Here is a 15,578-nt window from a genome sequence, read left to right as displayed (position 1 = left end):
GAACAATGAGTGCAAAAATTTTGGTGGTAGATGATGCGGCGTTCATGCGCATGATGATTAAGGATATCTTGACAAAGAATGGATTTGAAGTCGTAGGGGAAGCGGAGAACGGCGTGGATGCGGTCGCAAAATATCGTGAACTCATGCCGGACCTCGTCACGCTCGACATCACGATGCCAGAGATGGACGGTTTGGCCGCTTTGAAAGAAATTCGTGGCTTTGATTCAAACGCGAAAGTAATCATGTGTTCTGCGATGGGACAACAAGCGATGGTTATCGACGCAATTCAAGCTGGGGCGAAAGACTTCATCGTCAAGCCGTTCAATGCGGAACGGGTCGTCGAAGCGGTTTCGAAAACGGTCGCACAATGAACAAGTGGTGGTTGATTATCCTTCTCGTGGTCGGGCTAAGCGCCCCGGCCACGGTCGAGGCCGCCACCGTCGATCAACAGTTCGAGCAACAACAGCCAGACGCTGAAGACCAGCCGGTGAAATCGGCCGTCTCATCGGTCGGGACAGCGATCAAGCTCATCTTGAGCATGGTCGTTGTCATCGGCGGTTTTCTCGTCCTCGTGCGTTGGTTGAACGCACGCACGCAAGGCGTCAAAACGGCACAGCATTTGACACATCTCGGCGGGGTACCGCTCGGCAAAGACCGATCGGTGCAACTCGTCAAGCTCGGCGAACAAGTTTACGTGCTCGGAGTCGGTGACTCGATTCAACTGCTTGATCGGGTCGATGCCGAAGCGATGGATGAAGCGGTCCACGACGCGCCAGCCTTGAACAACTCGAACACATCGGCTTTTCTCGACACGTTTAAACAGCAATTGGCCCAGATTGAAGAAGTGAGGAAGAAACGATGACGACGATTGAACAACTGATCAACTTAGAGACGCCAGACAGCACATCAACTTCGATCAAATTGTTAGTCGTGTTGACACTGCTCACGCTCGCGCCATCTTTCTTAATCTTGATGACTTGTTTCACGCGCGTCGTCGTCGTACTTTCGTTCATCCGCCCGGCACTCGGGACGCAGCAAACACCGCCGAACCAACTGATTATCGGGCTCGCCCTGTTCATCACGTTGTTCGTCATGTCACCGGTGCTATCGGAGTTGAATGACAAGGCACTCTCGCCATACATGGACGACCGAATCAGTCAAGACGAGGCGTTCGAAGAGGCGGGGAATACGATGAAGCGGTTCATGGCCCAATACACGCGCCAAGAAGATTTGCAATTATTCATTAAATATGGGAACTATGAGCAACCTGAGTCGGTCGAAGACGTCCCACTCCTCGCGATGGTCCCGGCCTATGCGATTAGTGAACTGAAAACGGCGTTTCAAATCGGATTCATGATCTTCTTGCCGTTCTTAATTATCGATATGGTTGTGGCGAGTGTCCTCATGTCGATGGGGATGATGATGCTTCCACCGGTCATGATCGCCTTGCCGTTCAAACTGTTATTGTTTGTGTTGGTGGATGGATGGCACTTGATTGTGGAGTCCTTGCTTAGAAGTATGTAGGAGGAACGAATATGACGCAGGAAATGGTCATCTATTTGGCGACGGAGAGTGTGTGGACGTTATTAAAAATCTCGATGCCGCTCTTGTTGATTTCACTCGTCGTCGGTCTCGTCATTTCGATTTTACAGGCGACGACACAGATTCAAGAGCAGACGTTATCGTTCGTCCCAAAAATCGTCTCGGTGTTTATCGGGCTCGTCATCTTTGGGCCTTGGATGCTGCAACAGATCGAAGGGTTCACCCGATTGATTTTTGAACTGATGGTCGAGGTCGCCTCGAAATGAACGCGGTCGACTTTATCAGTCTATACGGTTTGACGTTCGCACGTCTGTCCGGTTTCTTCGTGAGCGTCCCGTTGTTTTCATCCCGACAGCTACCTGTCATGCATCGCGTCGCCTTCAGTGCTTTTTTAGCCTACTATGCGATGTTCACGGTGACGGAGCCGCTCGAGCTCGGGCAAGCCTATATCTTGCAAGTGTTATACGAAGTGCTGATCGGCTTGGTGCTCGGCATATTGATCAATATTTTGTTCTTCGCGCCCCAGATTGCGGGAGGGGTCATCGATTTGCAGCTCGGACTCGCGATGGCATCGGCCTATGACCCGATGTTCGGAGGCCAGTCGCCATTGATCGGACGTTTTTATTACATCTTCACATTGTTTATCATGCTGTCGAGCAATTTACATTTACTGCTGATCGATGGCATCTATTATAGCTTTCAAATATATCCACCGGGCCAGCCGATCATCAACTTTAGTGAAGCGTCGCTCATGATGGCCGTGAAGGTCGTCACGATGACGATGATGGTCGCTTTACAGCTCGCCTTTCCGCTCATGGCATCGCTCTTGCTTGTCGACATGGCGCTTGGGTTCTTGGCGAAATCGGCCCCGCAGTTCAATATTTTTGCGATCGGATTCTCATTCAAACTGATTGCAGGTTTCTCGGTCATGGTCGTCATGATGGGGTTGACCTTGAACGGCATCAGCCAGTTCATCCCGATTTTACAAGAAGTGTTGCGTGATTTTATGACATTGCTAGGAGACGCCTCATGAAGCCTCTATATACCTTATCGGTCGATCTTCAATTTTTTGCAGGAGAAAAAACCGAAAAAGCGACCCCGCGTAAGCGGGAGGACTCGCGCAAGAAAGGGCAAGTCGCCAAGTCGGCCGATTTGACCGGCGCGTTCGCCTTGTTCGCGATGTTTCTCATGTTATCGTTTTTAGGTCCGTATCTCGGCAAGCAACTGTTCGGGTTGACGAAAGATTTGCTCGGTACGAGTTACTTGTTGTTCGACTTATCGAATGGATTGTCCGGGATGCTTACCGACTTGTTGCTTCGTGTCGGTTTGATTGTGGGACCGTTCTTCGTCGTCGCGGTCGTGTTCGGGATCTTAATCAACTATCTTCAAATCGGGACGTTGTTCTCGGCGGAGGCGATCCAACCGAAACTCGAACGCATCGACCCGATCAAAGGGGTCAAGCGGATTATCAGTATGAAAGCGGTCGTCGAATTTTTAAAGTCCTTATTCAAATTATTGATTATCCTGACGACTGCTGTTGCCGTGCTCTGGCAAAACCAAAAAGAGCTGTCCCGGATGGCTGTCGAACATGTCCGTGAATCGGTCATCGCGCTCGCGAGCATCACGATTGAACTTGGACTATGGGTGAGCGTCGCCTTGCTCGCACTCGCGTTACTTGACTTTTTCTATCAACGATTCGATTTTGAGAAATCGATTCGCATGTCGAAACAAGATGTGAAGGACGAGTATAAAAACAGTGAAGGTGACCCGCTCATCAAGTCAAAAATCAAACAACAACAACGGGAGATGGCGATGCGCCGCATGATGCAAGAGATTCCGAACGCGGACGTCGTCATCACGAACCCGACCCATTATGCCGTCGTCATTCGCTATGACGACACGAAAGACTTTGCGCCGCTCGTCGTCGCCAAAGGCGTCGACCAAGTCGCCTTCAACATCCGCGACGTGGCCAAAGAACATGACATCCCGATTGTGGAAAATAAACCGTTGGCCCGCGCACTTTACGCCCAAATGGATATCGGGGAAGTCGTTGACGAGTCGTTTTATCAGGCGATCGCTGAAGTGCTCGCGTTCGTCTATCAATTGAAACAACCGTCTTGAGGAGGAGTATGTGTTGGCTGTAAAAGCGAAAGATTTCGCGGTATTGATCGGCGTTCTTATGATCGTCGTCATGCTCGTCATCCCGTTACCGGGGTTCATATTAGATTTTTTAATCATTGTTAATATACTGATCGCCTTGCTGATTCTGCTCGTCGCGATGAACGCCCGCGAAGCGCTCGACTTCTCAGTCTTTCCTTCGCTCTTGTTGATCGTGACGCTATTCCGGCTCGGATTGAACGTGTCGACGACGCGGTCGATTCTTTCGACCGGGTACGGGGGAGAAGTTATTGCGACGTTCGGGAACTTCGTCGTCGGCGGAAACGTGCTCGTCGGGTTCGTCGTCTTCCTCATCCTCGTCATCATCCAGTTCGTCGTCATCACGAAAGGGGCGGAACGCGTGTCGGAAGTATCGGCCCGCTTCACGCTCGACGCCATGCCTGGTAAACAGATGGCGATTGATGCCGACTTGAACTCAGGATTGATTGACGACAAGGACGCTCAAATCCGTCGGAAAAAAATTCAAAGTGAAGCCGACTTTTACGGATCGATGGACGGGGCCTCGAAGTTCGTCAAAGGGGACGCCATCGCCGGGATCATTATCGTCGTCATCAACTTGATTTTTGGAATCATCATCGGGACCGTCCAAATGGGCCTCCCGGTCGGTGAAGCGTTCCAGACGTTCTCACTCATGACGATCGGGGACGGGCTTGTCGGTCAAATCCCGGCGCTCCTCATCTCGACGGCGACCGGCATCATCGTCACCCGTGCCGTGTCGGATGGGAATTTAGGAGAAGACGTCGTCGACCAGCTCGGTCAAAATCCGACGCTCCTCTATATCGCCGGCTCGATTGTGATCATGCTCGGGTTTATCTCACCGAGTCTGCTCCCGGTGACGGTCATCATCGCCGGAGTCGCTTTCTATGGGGCGTATGCGATGCGCCGCAACATGAAACGAGTTATCGATACACCGCTACCGGAAGAAGAACCAATGGCACCGACCGAGACCGTCGTGTCGCTGCTACAAATCGATGCCATCGAGTTCGAGTTCGGTTACGGACTCATCCCGCTCGCCGATGAGTCGCAAGGCGGCGACCTGCTTGACCGGGTCGTCATGATTCGTCGTCAGCTCGCGCTCGAACTCGGCTTCATCTTGCCGACGGTCCGAATCCGAGATCATTTGCAACTGTCTCCGAACGCGTACCGCATCAAAGTGAAAGGCAACGTCGTCGCTGAAGGGGAGCTGTTGCTCGATCATTACTTGGCGATGAGCCCTGGCATCGAAGACCCGGAAGTATACGGCATCGAAACGACGGAACCGGCGTTCGGCCTCCCGGCTCTCTGGATTGACGAAGAGACGCGGACTCGCGCTGAAATGAGCGGGTACACCGTCGTCGATCCGCCATCGGTCGTCGCGACGCATTTGACGGAGACGCTCAAGAAACATTCGGCAGACCTTCTCGGCCGTGAAGAGACGAAACAACTCGTCGAACACTTGAAGGAGACGCACCCGGTGCTCGTCGAAGACGTGACACCATCCGTCCTATCGATTGGCGACATTCAAAAAGTGCTCCGTCATCTGTTGAAAGAACACGTCTCGATTCGCAATTTACCGCTCTTGTTCGAGACGATGGCCGATTATGGAAAAGTGACGAAAGATGCCGATATCCTCGGCGAATATTGCCGCCAAGGCCTGTCCCGTCAATTGACGGACCAAGTCAGCCCGCCGGACGGACCGCTCTACGTCGTCACACTCGGTGGCCAGACCGAACAGCTCATTCAAGACGCCGTTCAAAAAACTGAGTTCGGCAACTATTTGGCGCTCGATCCGGAACAGGCGCGCGAGATTATCGAACGCTCGGGTGAGCAACTGTCGATGTTCGAACGCTACGGGGCTTCGGCCGTCATTTTATGCTCGCCGACGATCCGTTTGTTCGTGAGACAACTGCTCGAACGATATTATCCGGACGTGCCGGTTCTCGCCTACAACGAGCTGCTCAGCTCGATTGAAGTGAAAAGTATTGGGGTGATTTAAATGCAAATCAAAAAATATACCGGCAAGACGATGGCGGAAGCGATGGCGAAAGTCAAACAGGAGTTTGGTGACGACGCCGTGATTTTGAACTCCCGTCAAGTGAAAAAAGGCTGGCTCGGCCTGTTCGCATCGCAACACGTCGAGGTCATCGCTGCGCTCGAGAAAGCACCGCTCGCTGTCAAACCGCGTGCCGCGACGAAACCCGTCGCACCATCGAAGCCCGTGAAGGCTCCGACGCGTCCACCGCAACAAACGAACGAATCAAGTCAGGCGGCGACCGTGTCGACGTCGAGACGGTTGCCCGCAGCGCTGGCGCATGTCGAATCACTGCTCGCCTCTGAGTCGTTCCGTGGTGAGACGTGGGACGAAGCGATCAACGAGCTGTATTACACGACAAAATCGGTGGAAGTCGTCGAACGCTACGTGCGTGATCAAATCCGGAGTTCCTTCTTGGCTGTCCCTGAACCGAAACGGTATATGATGCTCGTTGGTCCGACCGGGGTTGGCAAGACGACGACGCTCGCCAAACTTGCCGCTCACTACAAACTCGAGCATGGGCTCTCGGTCGGTCTCATCACGACGGACACGTACCGGATCGCGGCAATCGAACAATTGAAAACGTACGCCGAGATTTTAGACATCCCGGTCGAGGTCGCCTACGACTTCAATGACTTCAAACGAGCGAAACAACTGTTCGCACGGAAAGACATCATCTTGATTGATACGGCCGGTCGCAACTTCCGCGACGAGGCGTACGTCGAACAGTTCGAGCGACATCACGATTTCTCGGAAACGAGCTTGTCGCTCGTCCTCAGCTTGACGTCGAAGATGCGGGATATGGACATGATCTATCGCCAATTCGAACCGTTGCCGCTCCAGTCGCTCATCTTCACGAAAGCCGATGAGACGAGTGACATTCACGCGATGTATCGGATGGTCCGCGAGAGCGGACTGCCGGTCGCTTGGCTGACGGACGGACAAGAAGTGCCGGACGACCTTGTCGCCGGAGAGCCGGACCGATTGACGAATCGTTTACTTGAGAAAGAAGGGTGGACCCAATGGACCAAGCAAGACGTCTGAGGGCGAAAACGGAGACCGCACCGACGACAATCGCTTTTGCGAGCGGGAAAGGCGGGGTCGGTAAAACGAACGTCTGCGTCAATACGGCCATCGGTCTCGTCGAGCTCGGAAAACGTGTCTTGATCGTCGACCTCGACATCGGGATGGCAAACGTGCACATCTTATTGAACGCGTCGCGGTCACGAACGATGATGGATTCGGTAAAAGCGCGAATTCCGCTCGCCGCCTCGGTTCAGAAAGACGTGCATGGTGTCGATATATTACATGGGGGAAGTGGGCTCGACGAACTAGTCCAATTCTCACATGCAGATATGCAATTTTTTATGCGTGAACTCGAAGTGCTGACCGAATACGATTATGTGTTATTCGACATGGGGGCCGGGGCGACAGACACGTCGCTCCAGTTCATCGAGGGATGCGATGAGATGTTCCTTATCTTGACGCCTGAACCGACCTCGCTCATGGATGGATATGCCTATACGAAGCTCGTTCATCGTCAAAGTCCGGACTTACCGCTCGGTGTGATCGTCAATCGGGCCCAATCGGGTGAAGAAGCGCTGCAATGTTTTGAACGAATGGAAGTTGCATGTGAGCAGTTTTTAAAGAAATCGATTCGATTCCTCGGGTATTTACCAGATGACGCCACGGTCAGACGAGCGGTCATCGCCCAAGTCCCGTTTTACCATCTGGACCGGAAGAGTGACATCAGTTGGCGGCTTGAACGGATTTTAACGACATTGACCGGGACGCCACCGAAACCGCGTCATTTTATGGAACGCTTGATGGGGAACTTGAAACGTCAGTGGAACCGAGTCTAACGACAGGGAGGCATTATAGATGGACGTGAACGAATACTTAGGATTGTTTTTAGACGAATCTCAAGAACATATCCAATCGGTTAACACCCAGCTGTTGAAACTAGAACAGACGGGCAGTCAGGAAGCGATTCAAGAGATTTTCCGCTCGGCACACACGCTCAAAGGGATGTCGGCGACGATGGGATACGAGAGTGTCGCCAACTTGACGCATGAGATGGAGAGCGCGCTCGATTTGGTTCGAGCCGGAAAGAAAGAGAGCAACCAGTTGTTGCTCGATACGATGTTCTCGGCAATGGAGCAAATCGAAGAGATGATCGCTGATATCGAGACGGGAGGCAGAGGCGCAAACATCGATGTGACGGCGACAGTGTCCGCGTTCCAGTCATTTATCGGTAGCACTCCGAAAGCAGTCGAGGTGGTCGATGAGACGGTCTTCACGGCCGACCTATATACCGATTCGGTCATCACGCAAGCGAAAGAGACCGGCTTCGAAGCGTTCCAACTTCATGTGAAGCTATCGGATGCCGTCGTGTTGAAAGCGGCGCGCGCCTACATGGTGTTCGATCGCCTCCAAGAACTCGGCGAAGTCGTCCGGACGGTTCCTGAGACCGAGGCGATCGAGCAAGAACAGTTCGATCTCTCATTTGACGTCTTGTTCGTGTCACAGGAGTCAGCGGACGTGATTGAGCATGCCGTGTCCCAAGTGTCGGAAGTCGAGCACGTCCAAGTGACACCTTACACGAGTGCGGCGGCCGGTGCGCCGGAAGTCGCCGTCAGTGCCGAAAGCGTCGCCGTGGCCGAAGTGAAACCGAAAGCGGTGGAGGCGGACGAACCGAAAGAACAGGCCGTCGCACAAGCGAAGACGATTCGTGTCAACTTAGAGCGGATCGATCGTCTGATGAACTTGTTCGAAGAATTCATCATCGATCGCGGTCGTCTTGAGCGGCTCGCCGACGAAGTCGGTCAACCTGAACTGAACGAAACGGTCGAGAAAATCAAACGCGGTACGAACGAACTTCAATCGCTCGTCTTGACGCTCCGCATGATGCCGATCGAGCAAGTGTTCAATCGCTTCCCGCGCATGGTGCGTTCGGTCGCGAAAGATATCCATAAAAAAGTCCAACTTGAGATCACCGGTGCTGAGACCGAGCTCGATCGGACAGTCATCGATGAGATCGGTGACCCGCTCGTCCATTTGATTCGTAACGCCATCGACCACGGCATCGAGTTGCCGGAAGTCCGCCTCGAAGCCGGGAAGCCGGAACAAGGTCGACTCGCGCTTCGCGCTTACCATGGCGGCAACCGTGTCTTCATTGAAATCGAGGATGACGGGGCAGGAATCAATGTCGATAAAGTCCGCTCAAAAGCACTCGAACGAGGCGTCATCACGCCTGAAGAAGCGACGGCGATGACGGACAACGAAGTAGCCATGCTCATCTTCGCACCTGGATTCTCGACGGCAGACGTCGTCACCGATCTTTCGGGTCGCGGCGTCGGACTAGACGTCGTCAAAAACAAAATCGAATCGCTCGGCGGGGTCGTCACGCTCGAGACGGTCGTCGGACAAGGGACGAAATTCCAAGTCAGCTTGCCACTCACGCTCTCGATCATCTCGGCGATGCTCGTACAAGTCGGCGATGAGACGTACGCCGTTCCGCTGTCATCGATTCTCGAGACGACGCTCCTCGACGAGGCCGACATATTGACGGCCCATCGCGAACGCGTCTTCGACTTCAGAGGTCAGCTCGTCCCGCTCGTTTACTTGAAAGAAATGTTCGCGATCGAAACGGAAACGAAGACGCAATTCCCGGTCGTCGTCGTCCGCAAAGGAAACAAGCTCGTCGGTGTGGTCGTCAATGACTTGATTGGCCAACAAGAGATCGTCATGAAGCCGCTCGGAACTTATCTCGAGGGCATTCCGGCCATCTCTGGTGCGACGATACTCGGAGACGGGCGTGTCGCCTTGATTGTCGACAGCAACGATCTGTTCTAAGGAGGAAGAAGGATGGAACAAAAATGGGTAGTCTTTTCATTGGGATCGAACACATACGGAATCGATGTCCAGTCAGTTCGCTCGATTGAACGGGTACAACCGGTCACACGCGTCCCGAACGCACCGGCTCACGTCAAAGGTGTCATCAATCTGCGCGGGGTCGTCACACCGGTCATCGACCTTCGGCTCCGTCTCGGTTACGAGGCAGTCGAACCGACCGAAGAAACACGGATTTTGATCGCTTCACTCAATCAAGGCGATGCCGGCTTTATCGTCGACCGGGCCAACGAGGTCGTGGAAAGTGAAGACGTTCGCATCGAGCCGATTCCGGAGTCGAGCCGAGACATGTTGTCGGCTCACTTGACGGCGATCGCCAAGGGCGAGGACAAATTGTTCTCGCTCCTCGATGCCAACGCATTATTCGAGGAACAGCATGCTGAGTGAGTTCGAGCAAGATTTATTGAAAGAACTCGGCAATATCGGTTCTGGTCATGCCGCGACGGCATTGTCGACGCTCTTGGGCAAGCCGGTCACGATCACCGTCTCCTCGGCGGAGATGGAACCGATCACGTATTTGCCGGAACGCGTCGGCGGGCCGGAACGTCACGTGGCGTCCGTCTTGTTGGAGCTCGGCGGTGACATTAGCGGCATGATTCTCATCTTGTTTCCGGTCGATGATGCCGAAACAATGGTCGCTTCCCTCATTGGAAGCACGTTCTCGTTCCAATCGGCGGACGAGCTCGGCCAGTCGGCATGGGAAGAAATCGGAAACATCATGAGCGGGGCTTACGCCCGGGCACTTGGGGATTGGCTCGATACCCCAATTTCCATCCAAGTCCCGGCGACAGCGGTCGACATGGCGGGTTCGATCGTCGAATTCGTCGTCACGTCGGTCCAACCTGAGGAAGATGCGGCACTCTACATCGATACGACGTTCCGCATCGATGAGAAAGTAAGTGCTGGGCATGTGTTGTTCCTACCGACGCATGGCTCGCTCGAACGGATACAACAGCGGTTGATTGGCCATGGCTGAAGTCATCAAAATCGGCATCGCGGAATGGAAGCAGACGACCGCGCCGAACAAATTGCGAACGGCAGGACTCGGTTCGTGCGTCGGCGTCATCTTGTATGACGTCCGGCTCCAAATCGCGGCGATGGCCCATGTCATGTTGCCGGATTCGGCGATTGCCCGGAAACACCAAACGGTTGAAGTAGGAAAATATGCGGATACGGCCATCGATGCGCTCGTCGCGTCGTTGAAACGGGCCGGAGCGGGTCGGCTGCAAGCGAAGATGGCCGGCGGCGCCCAAATGTTTCAATTCAAGTATGAGAACGAGGCGATGCGGATCGGTGAACGAAACGCCGAAGCCGTGCGCAACGCACTGAAAGCGCACCGTATCCCGCTCATCGCAGAAGACTGTGGCGGGCATAACGGACGGACGATCGAATTTGATGTGGCGACTTGCGTCCTGTCGATTCGAACGGTCAGCGTAGGAACTAAGGAAATCTAGGGGGGATCGACATGACGACTCAGCTTACCGAGTTGTGGGATCGTTGGAACACTGACCGCGATATGGATACAGCGAATGAACTATTGGCGCACTACGAGTTCCTCATCCATTATCACGTGCAACGAATGATCGTGACGCTCCCGAAGAGCGTCGAACGCGACGAATTGAAAAGTTTGGGTTACATGGGATTGTACGATGCCCTCATGAAATATGATCCAGAACACAACAACAAGTTTGACACGTACGCGGCGTTTCGGATACGTGGCGCCATCATCGATGGGCTGCGGAAAATCGATTGGTTACCGCGTTCGGTGCGCGAACGCGTGAAAAAAATTGATCACATCGCCGAACAACTCGAGCAGAAGTTGCACCGGGCCCCGACGAAAGAAGAACTCGCGAGCGCCTGCGAACTACCGGTGTCGGAAATCGAGAAGGCGATGGCGGAAGGGTATTTCGCGAACATGTTGTCGATCGATGAAGCGGTGACGCTTCAAGAAGAAGGCAAGGTCATGTCCGTCACGTATTTCGACCCTGACTCTGAGAAACCGGAGGATACGCTATTGCAGCGCGAGCTGCTCGACGTGCTGACGACCGAAATCGAGCACTTGTCCGAGAAAGAACGTCTCGTCGTCTCGTTGTTCTACTTCGACGAGTTGACGTTGACCGAGATTGGCGAAGTGTTGGAACTGTCGACGTCACGTATCTCCCAAATCCATTCCAAGGCGTTAAAGACGTTAAAGCTTGCACTTGGACGTTCGTATTTAGAAGAAAAGACATCGTGAAGGAGGGATGGAGATGACCATCGTATATATCGCAATCGCCTGTATCGTCGCTTACGGACTGCTGATCTTATTTCGTCAAGTCCAGGCGTTGACCGCTCGCGTCACGCAACTCGAGCACGAGAAACGTGAGACCGAGGCCCTCCTGTTGTCGTTCATGGAATCGATGAACGATGTCGTGAAACAACCAGCGTCCTCAAACGAAGAGGTTGCAGGTGCTCAGTCGATCCATGCGGAGCCAAAGCGAGAGACATCGGACGACGATACGCAATCAGCCCCGCACGTGGAGGATGTGTTATTGCACCATTCGGTCCGGGAGACGGCCCGACTCCTTGGAAAAGGCGAAGGAGAAGTCGCCTTATATGCCAAACTTCGTAAAAAGTGAGAGTTGCCGGATTGGCGGACATATGCTATAGTATTTTTTGGTGTTAAACACATCACACACGTCTCGGGATGGTATTCCTCGGTGCCGAAAGGTCGGAATACAACGATGAACGAGGCGGAGGACTTTTTTAAACCACAAGGAGGAAATTTATCATGGCAGTAATTTCAATGAAGCAATTGCTCGAAGCTGGTGTACACTTCGGTCACCAGACACGCCGTTGGAACCCAAAAATGGCGAAATACATCTTCACGGAGCGTAACGGCATCTACATCATCGACCTTCAAAAAACGGTCAAAAAAGTAGACGAGGCGTACAACTTCGTTCGTGAACTCGCGGCAGAAGGCGGAAACGTCCTCTTCGTAGGTACGAAAAAACAAGCTCAAGACACAATCAAAGAAGAAGCACTCCGTTCAGGTATGTACTTCATCAATGAGCGTTGGTTGGGTGGAACACTCACAAACTTCTCAACAATCAAAAAACGTATCAACCGTTTGAAGCAGCTTGAGAAAATGGAAGCTGACGGTACGTTCGAAGTACTTCCTAAGAAAGAAGTCATCATCTTGAAAAAAGAAATGACACGTCTTGAGAAGTTCCTCGGCGGAATCAAGGACATGCCAGGTGTTCCTGATGCCCTCTTCATCGTTGACCCACGTAAAGAGCGGATCGCGATTGCAGAAGCTCACAAATTGAACATCCCAATCGTTGCGATTGTCGACACAAACTGTGACCCAGACGAAATCGACTACGTCATCCCAGCGAACGACGATGCGATTCGTGCGGTTAAATTGCTCACTTCGAAGATGGCAGATGCAATCATCGAAGCGAAACAAGGCGAAGAAGAAGTAGCTGAAGAAGCGGTAGCTCCAGAAGCTGAAGCGACAGAAGCTGAGTAATCAGTCAGACAACAGGTGATAAAGGGAAAGCCTTTTATCACCTTTTTTTAGGACACGTATATAAAGCCTTAGTGCTTTTTCTTAAAAATTCGTAAGTTTTACAAGGAGGAATTTCCGATGGCAGTTACAGCAGCAATGGTAAAAGAACTTCGTGAAAAAACAGGCGCAGGTATGCTCGATTGCAAAAAAGCACTCACTGAAACAAACGGTGACATGCAAGCAGCAATCGACTTCCTTCGTGAAAAAGGGATCGCGAAAGCAGCAGCTAAAGGCGACCGTATCGCAGCAGAAGGTTTGACGGCAGTAGCGGTTGACGGCAACAAAGCTACGCTTGTCGAAGTTAACTCAGAAACAGACTTCGTTGCGAAAAACGAGAAGTTCCAAACACTCGTTTCAGACGTAGCAAAAGCTGTTCTCACTTCAGGCGCAACGACAGTTGAAGCGGCACTCGCTTCTGAATTCGTAGCTGGTAAAACGCTTGAAACACACATTCAAGAAGAAGCTTCGACAATCGGAGAGAAAATCTCACTCCGTCGCATCGCTGTCCTTGAAAAAGCGGACGATGCAGTCTTCGGCACGTACCTCCACATGGGCGGCCGCATCGGTTCAGTCGTTGTCCTCGACGGTACAACAGACGAAACAGTTGCAAAAGACGTAGCCATGCACGTAGCAGCAGCACGCCCACTTTACGCGACACGCGACGAAGTATCGGCTGAAGAAGCAGATCGTGAGAAGAAAGTCTTGACTGAGCAAGCCCTCAACGAAGGAAAGCCTGCCAACATCGTCGAGAAGATGATTGCGGGACGTATGAACAAGTACTTCGAGGAAATCTGCCTCGTCGACCAAACATTCGTTAAAGACGCTGACTTCAAAGTTGGGAAATACGTAGAGTCTAAAGGCGGCCGTATCAACTCATTCGTACGTTACGAAGTTGGAGAAGGTATGGAAAAACGCGAAGAAAACTTTGCTGAAGAAGTAATGAACCAACTTAAAAAATAATCTGCATCATTCACATGGTGCTATCAAAATTGGGAACACGTCTGTATAACCTTGAGTTAGTTCGTTAAGGGAGCGTGTTCCCTTTTTTCAAGCAAGAGGAGGCAAAGTATGGAACCGAAATATAAGCGAATTGTGTTAAAATTGAGTGGGGAAGCGCTCGCTGGAGATCAAGGGTACGGGATTGACCCGGCCATCGTCAATTCGATCTCTGGGCAAATTAAAGAATTGGTCGCCATGGGCGTCGAAGTTGCCGTCGTCGTAGGCGCCGGGAACATCTGGCGCGGCAAGACCGGTAGCGAGCTCGGCATGGACCGAGCGAATGCGGATTACATGGGCATGCTCGCCACGGTATTGAACTCGCTCGCGCTACAAGATAGCCTTGAAACGAACGGTGTCCAAACACGCGTCCAAACCTCAATCGAAATGCGCCAAGTGGCTGAACCGTACATTCGTCGCCGGGCGATGCGTCACCTTGAAAAAGGTCGCGTCGTCATCTTCGCGGCAGGGACGGGGAACCCGTACTTCTCGACAGACACGACAGCGGCACTCCGCGCAGCGGAGATCGAAGCTGACGTCATCTTGATGGGAAAAAACAACGTCGACGGCGTCTATTCGGCCGATCCGAAACTCGTTCCGGATGCAGTCAAATATGACACGCTCACGTACTTGGACGTCTTAAAAGACGGTCTCCAAGTGATGGATTCGACAGCCACGTCACTATGTATGGACAACCATATCCCACTGATTGTATTCTCATTGCTTGAAGAAGGAAACATCAAACGTGTCGTACTCGGGGAACATATCGGGACGGTAGTAGGAGGAATCAATTCATGAGTGTAAATGACGTATTGAAAACTGCTGAAGAGAAAATGGAGAAAGCCGTTTCCGCGCTGAAGCGTGACTTCGGGACACTTCGGACGGGACGTGCGAGCGCGTCGATCTTGGACCCGGTTCAAGTCGATTACTACGGCGTACCGACACCGCTCAATCAAGTAGCGAACATCAATACACCGGAAGCACGCCTTCTCTTGATTCAACCATGGGACAAGTCGATGGTGTCTGACGTTGAGAAAGCGATCCAAAAAGCCGACCTCGGTCTCTCGCCGTCGTCGGACGGGACCGTCATTCGTCTCGCCATCCCAGCTTTGACGGAAGAGCGTCGCAAAGAGCTCGTGAAAGTGACGAAGAAATATGCGGAAGAAGCGAAAGTCGCTGTCCGTAACGTTCGTCGTGACGCCAACGAAAACTTGAAGAAGCTTGAAAAAGATGGGGACTTGACTGAGGACGACCTTCGCGGTTACGCGGATGACGTTCAATCGTTAACGGATTCGTATATCAAAAAGATTGATGAATCTGCAGCGACGAAAGAAAAAGAAATCATGGAAGTGTAATCACGGAAGTGGTATACCAAAAAGCTGTGTGGGG

19 protein-coding genes are annotated in these 15,578 nt (G+C 52.5%); all 19 read left to right on the top strand.

Annotated features, from left to right (window positions below; translation table 11 throughout):
* Positions 1 to 5: 5 nt before the first annotated feature.
* On the top strand, positions 6 to 371 hold the full coding sequence (locus KNP60_RS04735; protein ID WP_021067131.1) for a response regulator: 366 nt from the start codon (positions 6 to 8) through the stop codon (positions 369 to 371).
* Positions 368 to 862: a flagellar biosynthetic protein FliO gene (locus KNP60_RS04730; RefSeq protein WP_214797021.1), complete on the top strand. Its 495-nt coding sequence runs from the start codon at positions 368 to 370 to the stop codon at positions 860 to 862. The genes KNP60_RS04735 and KNP60_RS04730 overlap by 4 nt, the downstream gene beginning before the upstream one ends.
* Positions 859 to 1,524, top strand: coding sequence for a flagellar type III secretion system pore protein FliP (gene fliP, locus KNP60_RS04725; RefSeq protein WP_034777218.1), 666 nt, complete (start codon positions 859 to 861; stop codon positions 1,522 to 1,524). The genes KNP60_RS04730 and fliP overlap by 4 nt, the downstream gene beginning before the upstream one ends.
* 11 nt (positions 1,525 to 1,535) lie before the next feature.
* Positions 1,536 to 1,808, top strand: a complete 273-nt coding sequence (gene fliQ / locus KNP60_RS04720; protein ID WP_034777219.1) for a flagellar biosynthesis protein FliQ — start codon at positions 1,536 to 1,538, stop codon at positions 1,806 to 1,808.
* Positions 1,805 to 2,575: a flagellar biosynthetic protein FliR gene (fliR, locus tag KNP60_RS04715; RefSeq protein ID WP_034777220.1), complete on the top strand. Its 771-nt coding sequence runs from the start codon at positions 1,805 to 1,807 to the stop codon at positions 2,573 to 2,575. The genes fliQ and fliR overlap by 4 nt, the downstream gene beginning before the upstream one ends.
* On the top strand, positions 2,572 to 3,663 hold the full coding sequence (gene flhB / locus KNP60_RS04710; RefSeq protein ID WP_034777221.1) for a flagellar biosynthesis protein FlhB: 1,092 nt from the start codon (positions 2,572 to 2,574) through the stop codon (positions 3,661 to 3,663). Before fliR ends, flhB begins: the two co-directional genes overlap by 4 nt.
* Before the next feature lie 58 nt (positions 3,664 to 3,721).
* Positions 3,722 to 5,695, top strand: a complete 1,974-nt coding sequence (flhA, locus tag KNP60_RS04705) for a flagellar biosynthesis protein FlhA (protein WP_251126271.1) — start codon at positions 3,722 to 3,724, stop codon at positions 5,693 to 5,695.
* Positions 5,696 to 6,775 (top strand): flagellar biosynthesis protein FlhF, encoded by a 1,080-nt coding sequence (locus KNP60_RS04700; protein ID WP_214797020.1) that lies wholly within the window; start codon positions 5,696 to 5,698, stop codon positions 6,773 to 6,775.
* On the top strand, positions 6,754 to 7,593 hold the full coding sequence (locus KNP60_RS04695; protein ID WP_034777227.1) for a MinD/ParA family protein: 840 nt from the start codon (positions 6,754 to 6,756) through the stop codon (positions 7,591 to 7,593). The genes KNP60_RS04700 and KNP60_RS04695 overlap by 22 nt, the downstream gene beginning before the upstream one ends.
* 19 nt (positions 7,594 to 7,612) lie before the next feature.
* The gene (locus KNP60_RS04690) at positions 7,613 to 9,586 is read left to right on the top strand and encodes a chemotaxis protein CheA (RefSeq protein WP_214710608.1); all 1,974 of its coding nucleotides are present in this window, start codon (positions 7,613 to 7,615) and stop codon (positions 9,584 to 9,586) included.
* Between the two features lie 12 nt (positions 9,587 to 9,598).
* Entirely contained in the window at positions 9,599 to 10,030 is a 432-nt protein-coding gene (locus KNP60_RS04685; protein WP_034777232.1) for a chemotaxis protein CheW, read from the top strand.
* Positions 10,020 to 10,619, top strand: coding sequence for a chemotaxis protein CheC (locus tag KNP60_RS04680; protein WP_034777234.1), 600 nt, complete (start codon positions 10,020 to 10,022; stop codon positions 10,617 to 10,619). The genes KNP60_RS04685 and KNP60_RS04680 overlap by 11 nt, the downstream gene beginning before the upstream one ends.
* Positions 10,612 to 11,097 (top strand): chemotaxis protein CheD, encoded by a 486-nt coding sequence (locus KNP60_RS04675; RefSeq protein WP_034777237.1) that lies wholly within the window; start codon positions 10,612 to 10,614, stop codon positions 11,095 to 11,097. Before KNP60_RS04680 ends, KNP60_RS04675 begins: the two co-directional genes overlap by 8 nt.
* Before the next feature lie 11 nt (positions 11,098 to 11,108).
* Complete coding sequence (locus KNP60_RS04670; RefSeq protein ID WP_034777239.1) at positions 11,109 to 11,879, top strand: FliA/WhiG family RNA polymerase sigma factor; 771 nt, start codon at positions 11,109 to 11,111, stop codon at positions 11,877 to 11,879.
* A 13-nt stretch (positions 11,880 to 11,892) separates the two neighbouring features.
* The gene (locus KNP60_RS04665; protein WP_138859593.1) at positions 11,893 to 12,261 is read left to right on the top strand and encodes a hypothetical protein; all 369 of its coding nucleotides are present in this window, start codon (positions 11,893 to 11,895) and stop codon (positions 12,259 to 12,261) included.
* Between the two features lie 152 nt (positions 12,262 to 12,413).
* Positions 12,414 to 13,154 carry a 30S ribosomal protein S2 gene (gene rpsB, locus KNP60_RS04660; protein WP_021067146.1) on the top strand — a complete coding sequence of 247 codons (741 nt, stop codon included), beginning with the start codon at positions 12,414 to 12,416 and terminating at the stop codon, positions 13,152 to 13,154.
* Between the two features lie 117 nt (positions 13,155 to 13,271).
* The gene (tsf, locus tag KNP60_RS04655; protein ID WP_034777244.1) at positions 13,272 to 14,153 is read left to right on the top strand and encodes a translation elongation factor Ts; all 882 of its coding nucleotides are present in this window, start codon (positions 13,272 to 13,274) and stop codon (positions 14,151 to 14,153) included.
* Positions 14,154 to 14,261: 108 nt separating this feature from the next.
* Positions 14,262 to 14,987, top strand: a complete 726-nt coding sequence (pyrH, locus tag KNP60_RS04650) for a UMP kinase (protein WP_034777246.1) — start codon at positions 14,262 to 14,264, stop codon at positions 14,985 to 14,987.
* Entirely contained in the window at positions 14,984 to 15,544 is a 561-nt protein-coding gene (gene frr / locus KNP60_RS04645) for a ribosome recycling factor (RefSeq protein ID WP_034777248.1), read from the top strand. The genes pyrH and frr overlap by 4 nt, the downstream gene beginning before the upstream one ends.
* Positions 15,545 to 15,578: the final 34 nt, after the last annotated feature.

The sequence above is a fragment of the Exiguobacterium sp. s5 genome, assembly GCF_018618075.1.
GTDB classification, from domain to species: Bacteria; Bacillota; Bacilli; order Exiguobacteriales; family Exiguobacteriaceae; genus Exiguobacterium; species Exiguobacterium mexicanum_A.
The sequence above is the reverse complement of the archived record's forward strand: the minus strand, read 5'-3'. Positions and strand labels throughout refer to the sequence as shown.